General features: G+C 37.3%; 15 protein-coding genes. 6 read left to right on the top strand and 9 right to left on the bottom strand.

Annotated elements, in window-relative coordinates; genetic code table 11:
• Positions 1 to 27: 27 nt before the first annotated feature.
• A complete protein-coding gene (gene cysG, locus F985_RS23735) occupies positions 28 to 1,401 on the top strand; it encodes a siroheme synthase CysG (RefSeq protein ID WP_004705875.1) in 1,374 nt (457 codons plus the stop codon).
• 74 nt (positions 1,402 to 1,475) lie between these two features.
• Positions 1,476 to 1,949 (top strand): tRNA (cytidine(34)-2'-O)-methyltransferase, encoded by a 474-nt coding sequence (locus F985_RS23740; RefSeq protein ID WP_002051239.1) that lies wholly within the window; start codon positions 1,476 to 1,478, stop codon positions 1,947 to 1,949.
• Positions 1,950 to 2,026: 77 nt separating this feature from the next.
• Here the strand turns inward: F985_RS23740 and F985_RS23745 are convergent, their stop codons facing one another.
• Together F985_RS23745 and F985_RS23750 are read right to left on the bottom strand one after the other, a co-directional pair.
• The gene (locus F985_RS23745) at positions 2,027 to 2,728 is read right to left on the bottom strand and encodes an IS1-like element ISPa14 family transposase (protein ID WP_001223318.1); all 702 of its coding nucleotides are present in this window, start codon (positions 2,726 to 2,728) and stop codon (positions 2,027 to 2,029) included.
• Between the two features lie 82 nt (positions 2,729 to 2,810).
• Positions 2,811 to 3,191: a winged helix-turn-helix transcriptional regulator gene (locus tag F985_RS23750; RefSeq protein ID WP_004705877.1), complete on the bottom strand. Its 381-nt coding sequence runs from the start codon at positions 3,189 to 3,191 to the stop codon at positions 2,811 to 2,813.
• Positions 3,192 to 3,306: 115 nt separating this feature from the next.
• Between F985_RS23750 and F985_RS23755 the strand changes: the two genes are divergently transcribed.
• Entirely contained in the window at positions 3,307 to 3,867 is a 561-nt protein-coding gene (locus F985_RS23755; protein ID WP_004705878.1) for a flavodoxin family protein, read from the top strand.
• 38 nt (positions 3,868 to 3,905) lie between these two features.
• On the opposite strand, the gene F985_RS23760 is transcribed toward F985_RS23755, so the two are convergent.
• The 6 genes from F985_RS23760 to rpoD all read right to left on the bottom strand — a co-directional run bounded on the left by F985_RS23760 (position 3,906) and on the right by rpoD (position 10,462).
• The gene (locus tag F985_RS23760; RefSeq protein WP_004705879.1) at positions 3,906 to 5,291 is read right to left on the bottom strand and encodes an APC family permease; all 1,386 of its coding nucleotides are present in this window, start codon (positions 5,289 to 5,291) and stop codon (positions 3,906 to 3,908) included.
• 264 nt (positions 5,292 to 5,555) lie between these two features.
• A complete protein-coding gene (locus F985_RS23765) occupies positions 5,556 to 6,740 on the bottom strand; it encodes an iron-containing alcohol dehydrogenase (RefSeq protein WP_004705881.1) in 1,185 nt (394 codons plus the stop codon).
• A gap of 1 nt (position 6,741) precedes the next feature.
• Positions 6,742 to 7,275: a hypothetical protein gene (locus F985_RS23770; protein WP_004705882.1), complete on the bottom strand. Its 534-nt coding sequence runs from the start codon at positions 7,273 to 7,275 to the stop codon at positions 6,742 to 6,744.
• 80 nt (positions 7,276 to 7,355) lie between these two features.
• Positions 7,356 to 8,009, bottom strand: a complete 654-nt coding sequence (lipB, locus tag F985_RS23775) for a lipoyl(octanoyl) transferase LipB (protein ID WP_004705883.1) — start codon at positions 8,007 to 8,009, stop codon at positions 7,356 to 7,358.
• 181 nt (positions 8,010 to 8,190) lie between these two features.
• Positions 8,191 to 8,478 (bottom strand): YbeD family protein, encoded by a 288-nt coding sequence (locus tag F985_RS23780; protein WP_002051390.1) that lies wholly within the window; start codon positions 8,476 to 8,478, stop codon positions 8,191 to 8,193.
• Positions 8,479 to 8,575: 97 nt separating this feature from the next.
• The gene (rpoD, locus tag F985_RS23785; protein ID WP_004705884.1) at positions 8,576 to 10,462 is read right to left on the bottom strand and encodes an RNA polymerase sigma factor RpoD; all 1,887 of its coding nucleotides are present in this window, start codon (positions 10,460 to 10,462) and stop codon (positions 8,576 to 8,578) included.
• Positions 10,463 to 10,820: 358 nt separating this feature from the next.
• Here rpoD and F985_RS23790 point away from each other — a divergent pair, with 358 nt between their 5' ends.
• The 3 genes from F985_RS23790 to F985_RS23800 all read left to right on the top strand — a co-directional run bounded on the left by F985_RS23790 (position 10,821) and on the right by F985_RS23800 (position 12,972).
• Positions 10,821 to 11,027, top strand: coding sequence for a PA3496 family putative envelope integrity protein (locus F985_RS23790; protein WP_000099358.1), 207 nt, complete (start codon positions 10,821 to 10,823; stop codon positions 11,025 to 11,027).
• A gap of 72 nt (positions 11,028 to 11,099) precedes the next feature.
• Positions 11,100 to 11,624 (top strand): YecA/YgfB family protein, encoded by a 525-nt coding sequence (locus tag F985_RS23795; RefSeq protein ID WP_004705885.1) that lies wholly within the window; start codon positions 11,100 to 11,102, stop codon positions 11,622 to 11,624.
• Between the two features lie 226 nt (positions 11,625 to 11,850).
• On the top strand, positions 11,851 to 12,972 hold the full coding sequence (locus tag F985_RS23800) for a hypothetical protein (RefSeq protein ID WP_004705886.1): 1,122 nt from the start codon (positions 11,851 to 11,853) through the stop codon (positions 12,970 to 12,972).
• A 37-nt stretch (positions 12,973 to 13,009) separates the two neighbouring features.
• Here the strand turns inward: F985_RS23800 and trhO are convergent, their stop codons facing one another.
• Positions 13,010 to 13,942, bottom strand: a complete 933-nt coding sequence (gene trhO, locus F985_RS23805; RefSeq protein ID WP_004705888.1) for an oxygen-dependent tRNA uridine(34) hydroxylase TrhO — start codon at positions 13,940 to 13,942, stop codon at positions 13,010 to 13,012.
• Positions 13,943 to 14,013: the final 71 nt, after the last annotated feature.

Below are 14,013 nucleotides of genomic sequence, written 5' to 3' on the forward strand. Positions count from 1 at the left end.
ATCAGATGATTGATGTAGAGGTTTAAGGTGGATATTTTTCCAATCTCTTTGAAGTTGCAGCAGCAACGTTGTCTGATTGTGGGCGGAGGGCATATTGCTTTACGCAAGGCAACCTTATTAGCTAAGGCGGGAGCAATAATTGATATTGTTGCTCCTGAAATTGAAGAACAGCTTCTGCAATTAGTAACAACAACAAATGGTCAGCATTTTGTTGAAGTTTTCTCTGAAAAGTTTTTAAGTACACCATATCGACTCGTCATTGCCGCGACCAATGATCCGCAAGTCAATAAAACAGTCTTCGAGCAATGTGAAGTACGTAATTTACTCGTAAACAGTGTTGACGATATTCCACATTGCCGTTTTATGGTTCCTGCGATTATTGACCGTTCACCTTTAGTGATTTCGGTTGCTTCAAATGGGACATCTCCTGTTTTATCTCGTCAAATCCGCACACAGTTAGAGATATCCATTCCGCATGGAATGGGGAAGTTAGCTGAGTTTTCAGGAAAATGGCGAAATAAGGTTAAAGAAAAAATTTCTAATCCCGATGAACGCCGTATTTTTTGGGAAAACTTGTATGCAAGTCCCTTAAAAGAGCAGGTTTTTAACGATAACCTAGATGTTGCCGATAGCATGCTTGAACAAGCATTGCAGGAGTGGAAAGCACCTAAAGGTGAAGTTTATTTAGTGGGCGCAGGTCCTGGTGATCCTGAACTGCTTACCTTAAAAGCTTTACGTTTAATGCAGCAAGCTGATGTGGTCATTTATGATCGTTTGGTATCTCAACCTATTTTAGAGTTATGCCGTCGAGACTCGACAAAAATATATGTCGGAAAAGCTCGCTCAAATCATTCGGTTCCCCAAGATGGGATCAATGCTTTACTCGTTGAATATGCTCAACAAGGAAAGCGCGTTTGTCGTTTAAAAGGTGGTGATCCGTTTATTTTTGGGCGTGGTGGTGAAGAGATCCAAGAATTATTCCAAGCTGGTGTGCCATTTCAGGTGGTTCCGGGGATTACTGCAGCATCAGGCTGTTCAGCTTATGCGGGTATTCCGCTCACTCATCGTGATTATGCGCAGAGTGTACGTTTCCTAACTGGCCATTTAAAAGAAGGTTCTCCTGAGCTTCCTTGGAATGAGCTGGTATATGAGAACCAGACTTTAGTTCTTTATATGGGCTTAGTAGGCTTGGAACGTATTTGTGAGCAATTAATCGCTCACGGACAGCGCCCAGATATGCCAGTTGCATTAATTTCAAAGGGTACAACCCCTGAACAAAAGGTTGTGGTGGGGTCACTTGCTGATATCGCATCTAAAGTGACAGAACATCAAATTCATGCGCCGACTCTCACGATTATTGGTGAGGTCGTGCGTCTGCGTGAACAGTTACAGTGGAACTAATGGGCTAATAATTATCTTTGATCAAGTTAATGATTGCCTGAGTTAACCAAAAAGTAATTTAAGTGAGTAATTAAGTGATTCATGTTGTTCTATACGAGCCTGAGATTCCTGCAAACACAGGAAATATTATTCGACTATGTGCGAATACAGGGGCTCAATTGCATTTGGTTAAGCCTTTAGGTTTTGAGCTTGATGATAAAAAGCTTAAACGTGCAGGGCTTGATTATCATGAATGGGCAAGAATGCAGATTTGGGACAATATTGAAGCATGCCTCGCAGACTTAAAGTCAAAAGGTGTTGAGCATGTCTTTCCTCTAACGACAAAGGGTTCTGCAACTCCGCATACAGTTGATTTGAATCGACCTGTGGCTTTACTGATGGGGCCAGAAACACGCGGCTTGCCTGAGCATGTTCGTTTGATGTTCCCTCAAGAGCAGTGGATTCGCTTGCCTATGGCTGAAAACTCTAGAAGTTTGAATTTGTCTAACGCAACGGCTGTAATTGTTTACGAAGCATGGCGTCAGCAAGGTTTTAAAAATTTAGGTTAATTTGTTAACTCTTTAAATAAAAAATAAGGCCAGTAAAGGCCTTATTTTTTGGTGGTGTTTCAAAAAGTATGCTGACATTAAATGAAGCCATTATTGATGTAAAAAAAGGTTAAGTCGAAAGCTTTAAAATGGTTTTCAATCTTTTTTGAAAAATTACAACTCCTTCTAAAACCACGCCTAATTCGATGCCTTATTTTGCAATTATTACCTTCAATACCTACAGTAAAAAATTTACCAATACTTTGCTTGCAGTTTTTAAAAGCAGTTATGAAACTGTCCCAATGATCACTTGCAATTCGGGTGTAGTGAATACCTAATTGTTTAAGCTTTGTTTTCAATCGTTGAACTGTAGCTAAGTCTCTTTTACCCCAAACATAAGCAACAATCTCACCTGTTTCTCGATGGTAGGCGTAAATAAGCCATTGTTTATTATTTTTATTTCCCACAAAAGTCCAAAACTCATCAACTTCAAGAGACTCATAATGACTTTGTTTAGGCTGAATTTGGTAGGTCGATTCGGTTAAAGTACGTAAAACTTTACCGATACTGATTCGCTCAACTTCAGCGATATCTCGTATACCACTACCTCTGACCATCAACTGTAATATTTTTCGAGTAATGCCTGAATTACATCCTAGATAGCTCAGAGCATGGTCACCAATAAACTGACGTTTACAGTCTTTGCACTGATAGTTTTGTTTCCCATCTACTTTGATGCCATTTTTCTTTATACTGTCACTGAGGCAGGTTGGACATTTGATTTCTAGAGTTATTCGCATTTCTCTATTTTATCAAAATTCAACCTGCTTTGTTTCAGCATACTTTTTGAAACACCACCTATTTTTTTAATCTAATTTTAATTTAAGCTTGTTCTAGTACTTTTTCATCATAGGTGATTTGTGCTGCTAAAACTTGCTCAATGTTTGTTTCAGCCCATTCTTTTAATTGGAAGGCCATTGAAGCGACATTTTGGCCTAATGGTGTAAGTGAATAGTCAACACGAATAGGTGAAGTGTCTTGAATCTTGCGTTCGATAAAGCCATCTCTTTCTAGCATTTTTAACTTTTGTGACAAGACTTTAGGTGAAATACCTTGAATATTCTTTTTGAGTAGATTGAAGTGCTGCGTTTCTTCCTCAAGAATATTTAAGATGAGTAAAACCCACTTATCTGCAATTTTTTCAAAAAATAAACGAGCAGGGCAATGTTGTTGAAAAATATTGTATTTTAGACATTCATTCATACCATTTACCTACTTATTTCTAAAAAAATATACTAGTTACCAAGTGGTAACTAATTGACACCTAGTTTCTAAAATATATCATAAAATGGAATTTAATAAAACACAGGTTTATCCCATGTCTAATTCTAATATTGCGGTTGTATATTTCTCTGGTTATGGCCACACGAAAGTAGTTGCTGAAACTTTTGCTAATGAAATTAATGCTCAACTTATCCAGATTGATCAGGAAGGTAATATTACTGAGCAAGATTGGGAAACATTAAACAATGCAAAAGGTATTGTTTTCGGTGCTCCAACTTACATGGGTACAGCACCATGGCAATTTAAAAAATTTGCTGATGCAACTTCAAAAATTTGGTTTACACGTGGTTGGGAAGATAAAGTATTTGCAGGCTTTACCAATAGTGCAAGTCTAAATGGTGATAAGCAAGTTACGCTTATCCAATTACAAACTTTAGCATCACAACACGGCGGTATTTGGGTGAGTCTTGGATTGCCGCCATCAAATACAAAAAGTGCAACACGTGAAGATGTAAATAACCTAGGCGGTTCAGTAGGTTTACTTGTTCAGTCGCCATCTGATGCAAGTGTAGACGAGATTCCAACAGGGGACTTGGAAACAGCAAAACTTTATGCAAAACGCGTACAAGGTATTGTAAATAAAATATTTGGATAATAAGTCCATAAAAAAAGGCGCTTTGAGCGCCTTTTTTATTATTCATGCTCGTTGTGTTGAGGAGCATTGTATTTAAAGCCTTTGGTCTTGTAAGCAAGATAACCTACACCAACCACTGCCCAAGCCAAGCCAATTTGTAAAGCAAGCTTGTCAATTTCCAACCACATTAGGAACACACTGGCAAAACCAAGTGTCGGTACAATAATGTAATTAATAATATCTTTAACAGATTTGTTTTTACCATCTCTAAGCGCATAACGCGAAATTACAGAGAAGTTTACAAAACTAAAAGCAGTTAAGGCCCCGAAACTAATTAAGTTAACAATATGTTCAAGGTCTAAAAAGCCAGCAGACAGCGCAACTACACCAACAATAAGAATGTTGTAAGTTGGAGTATGTAATCTTGGGCTAATATGACCAAACAACTTTTTATTGATAACGCCATCACGTCCCATAACATACATTAAGCGAGATACACCAGCATGTGCTGAAATACCCGATGCCATTACTGCAACCACGGCAAAGTATAAAACTAATGTTTTAAATGCAATGCTACCAATTGCTGCAACCATCACAGGTTGTGATTCATCTAAAGGTTTAAAGTACGTAGTAGGGTTGCTCGGGAAATACAGCTGGATAAAGTAAGTGCTTATGATAAAAATGACACCAGCAAGAAGTGCTGTTGAAAAAATCGCTTTTGGAAGTGTTTTTTCTGCATCTTTTGTTTCTTCGGCAAGTGAAGATAAAGCATCAAAACCTGTAAAAGAAAAGCACAGTACCGTTGCACCACCAATCAAAGCACTAATAGAGGTCATATCATTCCAAAAAGGAGTGAGTGACCATAATTCAGCCTTATCCGGATTTAGCGTACCGTCAGCATATACACCTTGGGTAAGCAAGGTATACACTTGATAAACAAAGTAAAAAATAACACCAAGTTGAATAACTACAATTGTACTGTTAAAGCGAGCAACAAAACGTGCGCCGAATAAGTTAATAACAGTCATTAATGCAGTTAAGCCAATAACCCATAACCAATTATTTACTTCCGGAAACAATGCTCTTAAATAAATATCGGCCAAAATGATATTGACGAGTGGTGAAAGTAAATAGTCTAGCCAAGATGACCAACCCACCATAAAACCAACATTAGGGTGAATTGACTTTTGGGCATAGGTGTATGCTGATCCTGAAGAAGGATAGCGTTTGATCATGTGTCCATAACTGATTGACGTCAATAAAATTGCAACTAACGCAAAAATATAAGAAGTAGGTACATGACCACCACTTCGTTCTGATACTAAACCAAAAGTATCAAATAAAGTTAATGGTTGAATATAAGCTAAACCAATAATAATGATGTGCCATAGCACAAGATTCTTTTGGAGCTTAGCTGTTGGTTTAGTCCCAGATAAGTTTGTCAACGGCGTTATCCTCATAATCGTTGATCAAGGATCAGCTTGGTGTTAAGGATCGTTTGAGACGAACGATCCCCCCTACATAAAAGATAAAGTGCGCCAATCTATCCTAAATTGATGCAAATTGTCAGTACTTTCGTGGAATTTTTAGCAAATTTTTTGCCATATTTCCAAAGAAAATGATGAATAAAAATTCATAGATATAAAAAAGGTCTGATTTATCATAAAAATCAGACCTTTAAGTTTTACTTTAAATATCTAAAACTTAAGTTACCAAGCTTTTTGTAAGATCTCGCGTATGTCTTTTAAGCTTGCTTCCTTAGGATTATAAATAATAGAGCCATCATTTAGTGCTTTTTCAGCAACTTCATCAAGTTGAGCTTCAGTAACCTTACCAGTTTCGCGCAAGGTACGAGGTAACTTGGTTAGGCTAAACAAGCGATCACGCATTGCTAGAATAGTCGTAATTGCTCTATCTGCACGTTGGGTTGCTGGAGTTTGGGCATAAATATCTGCACCAGCTAGAGGTAATAGTAACTCACCAATTTTCTGACCATTTACTTGTTTGTTGTATTCAAGCACATAAGGTAAGAATAGGTTCATACATAAACCGTGGGGCAGGTGAGCGACCGCACCTAATGCATGTCCTAAAGAGTGTACAAGACCTACCATCGAATTGGAAAATGCGATACCTGCCATTGTGGAAGCTTGTGCAAGCTCTAAACGACCTTGTGAGTCATTTGGATTTTCTAAAACGTTAAATAGATTTTCGCTAATCTTTTTAATACCTGCACTCGCATAAGCATCGCTGAGTGGATTGGCTGCCATACATGTATATGCTTCCACACAGTGTGTTAATGCATCCATACCAGTCATTGCCGTCAAGTGAGGTGGCAATGTTAATGTCATGCGTGGATCTAAGATTGCAGCATGTGGCATTAAATAGTATGAAGCAAATGCCAATTTAACATTCTTTTGTGTGTCGGAAACCACCGCAACCATAGTCACTTCTGAACCTGTACCTGAAGTGGTCGGAATCACAAAAAATGGCTTTAACGGTTTTGGTAGGTTATGAGCGCCAGAATATTGAAGAAGGTCATTTCCACCTTCTGAGACTAAAATATTGGTTGCTTTAGAGGTGTCAATAACAGAGCCACCACCAACAGCAATAATCGCATCACATTTATTTGTGCGATAAGCTTCAGCAGCAAGACGAACTACTTCAAGACTTGAGTCTGGTGGGACATCATCAAAAACATGACCAATCACCGCATCAGTCGTGCTAAATGCAGCTTCAATAGGGTTGAGTAAGCCATTTGCACGGACACCTTTATCTGTAATGATAAGTGGACGCTTTGCACCTAAAGTTGCAAGTTCAAACGGAATATGTTCTAAAGCAGCATTACCGGCAATGACTTTTACAGGACAAAAGAATTCGTAATATGGTTTAGCCATGTTATGCGCTCCGCTTGAAGTAAGACTTAGCTACTTTTAAGTAAATATTTGCAGCTTCGTTGAATTTTTCTTTTAGGGTGAGTTCGGTTGGATATTCTTTAACTGCAAGTGACGCTACCAATTTTGGTAAAATGAGAGATTCCATTTTATTTAGGCAGCGCACTAAACGAATTGCTGCGGATACATCGCCATCAGCAATCATGCGGTCATTTGCAAATGCTTGAGCGGTACTTTCCTGAAAAGAGAACACCAAAAATGCATGTGTCACATGCTTAAAAGTGATGGTTAAATCAGGTTTTTTTTCCGCTCTTTTCAGCAGTTCTAATTGTTTATCTTCTGTCACTCGTGCAAAAAATGCTGGTCCATTTGGGAAAACATTCATTGAAAGTACAAAGTGAACAGGAAATTTAGACACTTCCTCTTGTATTTCACTATCAACCTGACTTGCCATGACTAAGCCTCGACCAACAACGTCCATCATGAGCTTAACGTAGGCAAGTTGCAGAGTGGGCTTTACAGCTTTTGTCGAAATCACTTGCTATCCCTTCTTAAAATTATGCAAAAGCAAATTTAGAGTAATTACTCTAATATATTTTTATTCCATCTCAAAATCATTTATTCAATTTTGACTTCAGGGTCATTAAAGTGACCAGATGTCTTAATATACTCAATAAAGTCCTGACAAAGTTGTTCAAATGATGGATATGGAGTCACCAAATCTTGTATGCGAACCATTTCCAAACCAGCATAACCGCATGGGTTAATTGTTTGAAAACCAGTTAATGCACAGTCTAGGTTTAAGGCTAGACCATGATAACTACGACCACGACGAATTTTGAAACCTAAGGAACCTATTTTTCTGTCATTTACATATACACCTGGAGCATCAGGTTTTGCATATGCTTCAATATTATATTTCTTTAAAACATCTATCATAAATTGTTCAGCAAAACTGACTAATGTACGCACATTCCACTTCAGACGATTAAGATCAAACATGAAGTAAGCAACGAGTTGACCAGGTCCATGCCATGTCACTTGCCCACCACGGTCAGTTTGAACCACAGGAATGTTAGATGGAATTAGAATATGCTCAGGTTTTCCTGCCTGACCTTGAGTTAGAACTTCGTGATGCTGGAGTAACCACAGCTCATCGGGTGTATTTTCATCACGTTGATTAGTCAGGTTTTTCATCAATTCGAATTTGCTTTGATAATCTTGTAAATCGTTCCACTGACGAATAATCAAAGTGGGTTTATCAAGGCTCATTAAACATTTTCCTGTGCGATGTACTTAACAGAAGAGCAACTTCACTTTTAGGTTGTGAAAATATGCTCTTGATGAGTTTAAAGTATTTTGCTTAAACGATTCTAAATATTTGTAATTATTTATAATAAGCTTGATAGAAATAAAAATGCCATGACACGAAATTTGTCATGGCATCTTAAAATTAAAGTGCAGTTCTGATCTGCGGGCAAGCAGCCAAGTCTGCATACAAAGCATGAACTTGTTCCAATTCATCAAAACGTAATTGTGCGGTTAATGAATGGTATTTGCCTGTACGAGATTCTTGTACTTTTAACGTTGATTGGTCAAAGTCAGGAAAATGTTTCACTAGAATATCAACTACAGCTATACGTAATTCTTCACCCGCATCGCCAATCAGTTTAATTGGATAGTCCATTGGAAATACCCAAAGGTCTTCACGGAGTTCGCGAGATGGAGTGCGGTCTAACATAAGTAACCTCATCATGTGAAACGCCTGCATCATCGCAGGCGTTTGTAGCTCTTTCTATTAAATGGGGACTAGTACCGAAATTTCAAGATTTCAGAACTTAGTCATTCTCTAAGAAAGAACGCAAGTGTTCAGAACGAGAAGGGTGACGTAATTTACGTAATGCTTTCGCCTCGATTTGACGAATACGTTCACGCGTTACATCAAACTGTTTACCAACTTCTTCTAAAGTATGGTCAGTTGGCATATCGATACCAAAACGCATTTTCAATACTTTAGCTTCACGTTCAGTTAAGTTTTCTAGAACTTCACGAGTTGCTTCTTTTAAGCCTTCTGAAGTCGCAGCATCAATTGGAGAAGTGATGTTCTGGTCTTCAATAAAGTCCCCAAGATGCGAATCTTCATCATCACCAATTGGAGTTTCCATTGAAATAGGTTCTTTAGCAATTTTAAGAACCTTACGAACTTTAACTTCATCCATTTCCAAACGTTCACCTAACTCTTCTGGAGTAGGTTCACGGCCCATTTCCTGCAATAACTGACGAGAAACACGGTTAATCTTGTTAATCGTTTCAATCATATGTACAGGAATACGAATTGTACGTGCTTGGTCTGCGATAGAACGGGTAATTGCCTGACGAATCCACCAAGTTGCATAAGTCGAGAATTTATAACCGCGACGGTATTCAAACTTGTCTACAGCTTTCATCAAGCCAATGTTCCCTTCTTGAATCAAGTCAAGGAACTGTAAACCACGGTTGGTGTATTTCTTCGCAATCGAAATTACCAAACGAAGGTTAGCTTCTACCATTTCTTTTTTAGCACGACGAGCTTTGGCTTCACCAATCGCCATACGTTTAGAAATATCTTTAATTTCAGCAACGCTTAAATTAAGTTCTTTCTCAATATCTGCAATCTTTTGCTGGAATGCTAGAACATCTGGACGAACTTTTTCTAAATGCGCCTTAATTTCAGCAGGAGCTTTAGCAATTTGTTCATCTAACCAAGCTGGATTAGATTCTTGTTTTGGGAAAGATGTACGGAATTGAGTACGATCCATACGACCACGACGTACTGCATAACGCATAATTTCACGTTCATTAGCACGGATTTGTTCGTGAGTGCCACGAATCATTTCTGAAATGATGTCAAATAAACGTGGAGTAAATTTAAACATCATGAATACAGTTGCCAAAGACTCAAGTGCTTCATTTGCTTCACGGCTATTACGGCCATGTTTTTCAATAATAGCTTTTGTTTGAGTCCATGCTGCTTCTAATTCAGTAAAACGAACTTTTGCAACTTCTGGGTCAGGACCTGAATCACCTTCAGAGTCATCATCACCTTCAGATTCTTCTTCCTCATCGTCATCATCAAGCTTAACTTCTTTTGTTGATTTTGAAGATGATTCGTCTTCTTCCTCAAGTTCCTCAACGTCTTCCAAAACTTCAGGAATATCTTCATCAGTTTCAGGATCGAGGTAACCAGATAAAATATCTGCAAGACGACGTTCGCCAGTTAAAAAATCATTATATTCTTTTAATACAACTTCAACCGCATTTGGCCAGTAAGCAATTGAATTCAGGACATCACGAATCCCTTCTTCAATACGTTTGGCAATGCTGATTTCACCTTCACGGGTTAATAGTTCTACTGTACCCATTTCACGCATGTACATACGTACAGGGTCTGTCGTACGTCCAGGCTCATTTTCAACCGATGCAAGTACGGCAGCAGCTTCTTCTTCAGCAACTTCATCTGCTGTGTCAGTTGACTCACCGAACATAGTATCGTCAGATTCAGGTGCACGCTCGTGTACAGGAATACCAACGTCTTGAAGCATCTGAATAATGTCTTCAATCTGTTCGCTTTCAGTAATCGAGTCCGGCAGATGATCGTTAACCTCAGCGTAAGTTAAGTAACCTTGTTCTTTGCCTCGGCTAATCAGAGCCGCTACTTGAGAAGTAGGGGAATGCATATCGCTCATCTTTGCTTACTCTTTGTTGAATCTGTGGCAGTGAAAAACCGTGCATGATAGCACAATTTGCTTGAAATGTTTTGGCTTTGATCGATGACCGTTAAATAAAAAATATCTTTGAATTCACGACTATTTTTTGAATATTGGGCTAAAATCATTTTTTTCAAGTTTAAATCATAGAAAAATTTGTACAAATCTTCCCTTATCGAAAGATTATGGTGTTTTATAAATACACAATTTTTTGGGTGAAAAACAGTACAAATGAGCAATTAAATGAAAAAAATATAAATAAAACTTGACAAGGAAAAGTAAGAAAGATAAATAGCGGCTAGACCCATTCACATTTTTTCATTATGAGGTAGTTTTAGTGTCTTCTACAGATTTTGAACTAGATGATAACTACGGCGATGATGATGATGTCGGTTTTGATGAGTCATCAGGCAAAATCAGTGCAAAAGAATCGTTGGAAAAACGTAGATTAATTGATGATCTATTGGCACAGCGTCGTTTAGAGCGTGAGTTAAAAGATTTCGATTATGATTTAGACGATGATGATCTTGATGATGAAGACTGATCAAAACTAAATAGGGCATCGTCGGCTTAAGTGCTATGCTATCGTCAATTTCTTTTAAAGTCAGGTAACACAATGAGTGCATTAGATTTAGACCAGTTAAGTGAATATCTAGATGGAGACCACAATGAGTATGGTCTAGACTTTGCTGCAACTCATGGTTTTTTATGTGCAATTGCAGTAGGTCCTCAATTTGACCGTTGGTTAGATGAATTATTTGATAGTAACCATAAAAAGGTTCCTGCTGAGATCATTCTTCAAATCAAACTTTGGTTAGAGTCGATTCGTCAAGATTTAGCAAATGAAAATGGAATTGAATTTCCATTTGAAGTTGAGGAAGCGGATGTTGAGTCAAGTCTAGGCGATTGGAGTGTTGGTTTTGTTGACGCAATGTTCTTAAACGAAGAAGCATGGTTTGCTCCTGAGTATGAAGAACAATTGGTTGATTTAACTTTACCGATCATGGTTTTTAGCGGAATTGATGAAGAAGATCCACAGATGGAATCTTTCCGTCGCAATGGACAGTTAATGGATGAACTGGCAGAAGAAATTCCAGATAATTTGAATGAATTATATTTGATGTATCACACTCCAAATTAATTTATTAGAAGAAATAATAAATAACGTCCTTTCTAGGGCGTTTTTTATGTTTTAATTATTTTTAATACATAATTAAATATAATGTTTTGACATTAATTTTATTTCTATATAATCACGTGCAAATTTTTTGATATCAATTTCTTAATCAAAAAATTAATTTATTTCGCCATGAATATTTTTTATTGGTGATATGAAAATCTTTAATGCTTTAATAACGTGATTTAATATGAAAATAATTTTTAAAATTACGGGCGTACTCTCAGTAATATTACTTGTAGCCTGTGGTAATGAAAATAGCAAAAGTGTCAGTGAAGAAAAAATTGCACAATCAACCCAAAATCAAGTTGCTTATAAAGTAATCTCTGGTACTGCATTTTCAACTTCTGCTTTAAATGGGGAAAATGTAACAGCAATTTGTAAAGATGGGTTTGGTTTTAAAGATAATGTAATTGTTAATGCACAAGGACAATGGCAAGGAGAAATAGACACCAGTAAATTTCCTTGTCGTTTAGAGGTGAAAGCTAATGGGCAAACTTATCATAGTTATATCGATCATGAGGGAAGTGTAAATATTAACCCGCTTACGGATATGGTTGTTGCTTATGCAAGTAACCAGGTTCCTGTAACGTGGTATCAATCTGGAAGTATAACTAAAGAAAAGTTAAATTTGGCAAATTCTGCTTTGGTAGCTGAACTTATTAAAAAGGGATACGGTATTAATAATGATATAGATCTATTTAATACTGAGATGAAAGCAAATAACCCTATTCCTCAAGCTATTCAAGAGTTGTTGGAAACTATTAAGAATAATGGAAATATTAAAGACTATGATGCACTGTTAATGTTAATTAAAGATGGAAATTTATCTCAAATACCTGAGAAAATAGAATTTCTAAATAATAGTGTAGCAAAAGTTTTTGGCTTTAATAAAGATGCTTGCCAAGCACTTCCGAAAACAGAAAATATGGAACAATATAATAAATGCTCTGAGAAGGTTATTGATGATTTTTCAGAAAGTAATTTAGTTGCTACTGATTCTGATGAAAAATGTATTTTAGTTAAACAAGGCAATAAAGTAAGTTTAACTAAAGGGAATCAAACAGTATCAGCATTATTAGATAAAGAACAAGAGGATGGCATGGACTTTACTTTTGATGAAGGTGAACTAGAAATTGTAGATCTTATAATTAATACAGGGCCTTACACAGATATAAATACTTATAGTCAGATTGGATTAGACTTTTCTGGTGATGGGAAGTTGAGGGGGGTTGTTGGAAAGTCTCCAACAGTGCCTTCAATGAATTGTGCTAGCCCAGAGTTTAAAAAGCTAATGGAGCTTTATAAGTAAATTAAAAAAAGGGCATCATTTGATGCCCTTTTTTTAATTATAAGCGTTTGCGTTTAGCTGCGGCAATTTGTGATTGGCGCATGCGGAAGCCAGCTTTTTGTTTTTCAGTTGTTTTGTCGATGCAATACACGCATGAAACACCATGTTCATAACTTGGAAGCGCAGACTCTTCCGGAGTTAAAGGCCAGCCACAAGCATGACATTTAATGTTTGCACCTTCTTCAACACCATGAGTTACAGCAGTACGTCCATCAAATACGAAACATTCACCTTCCCAAAGGCTTTCATCCGCTGGAGTTTCTTCTAAGTATTTAAGAATACCGCCTTTTAAGTGGTAAACCTCTGTAAATCCTTCTTGAAGAAGTAAAGATGTTGATTTCTCACAACGAATACCGCCAGTACAGAACATCGCAATTTTTTTGTCTTTGTGTTGTTCTAGCTCTTTTTTAACGTATTCTGGAAACTCACGGAATGTTTCTGTTTTAGGGTCAATCGCACCTTTAAAGGTACCAGCCTTATATTCATAATCATTACGTGTATCGATTAGAATAACATCATCACGTGCAATTAAATCATTCCATTCTTTAGGATCAAGATAGTGACCAACTAAATCGCGAGGTTTTACTTCTACGCCTAAAGTTACAATTTCTTTTTTAAGTTTAATTTTCATTTTACGGAAAGGTTTATCGGAGCTATGGGACTCTTTATATTCCATCGCTTTAAAACCTTCGTTTAACAAAAATTGATGAATTTTATCAATTGCCTCACGGTCCCCAGCCACGGTACCATTAATTCCTTCGCCTGCTACAATTAGAGTTCCACAAAGGTTGATTGTTTTCACTAAGTCTAAAAGACGTTGTTGAAGATCGGCAGGATCTTGAACTTCTTTAAATTGATATAGTGCTGCAACAACCCAACCCGCGGTCGCTTGCTGTTCTACAGGTGCAAGCTGTTCTACAGTAGCGTTCATGGAAAACTCCAAATGTATTAAGATAGAAATTTAAGGCGCATATTTTAGCGCGAAAATGAGTAATAAGCGAG

The sequence above is a fragment of the Acinetobacter seifertii genome, assembly GCF_000368065.1.
GTDB classification, from domain to species: domain Bacteria; phylum Pseudomonadota; class Gammaproteobacteria; order Pseudomonadales; family Moraxellaceae; genus Acinetobacter; species Acinetobacter seifertii.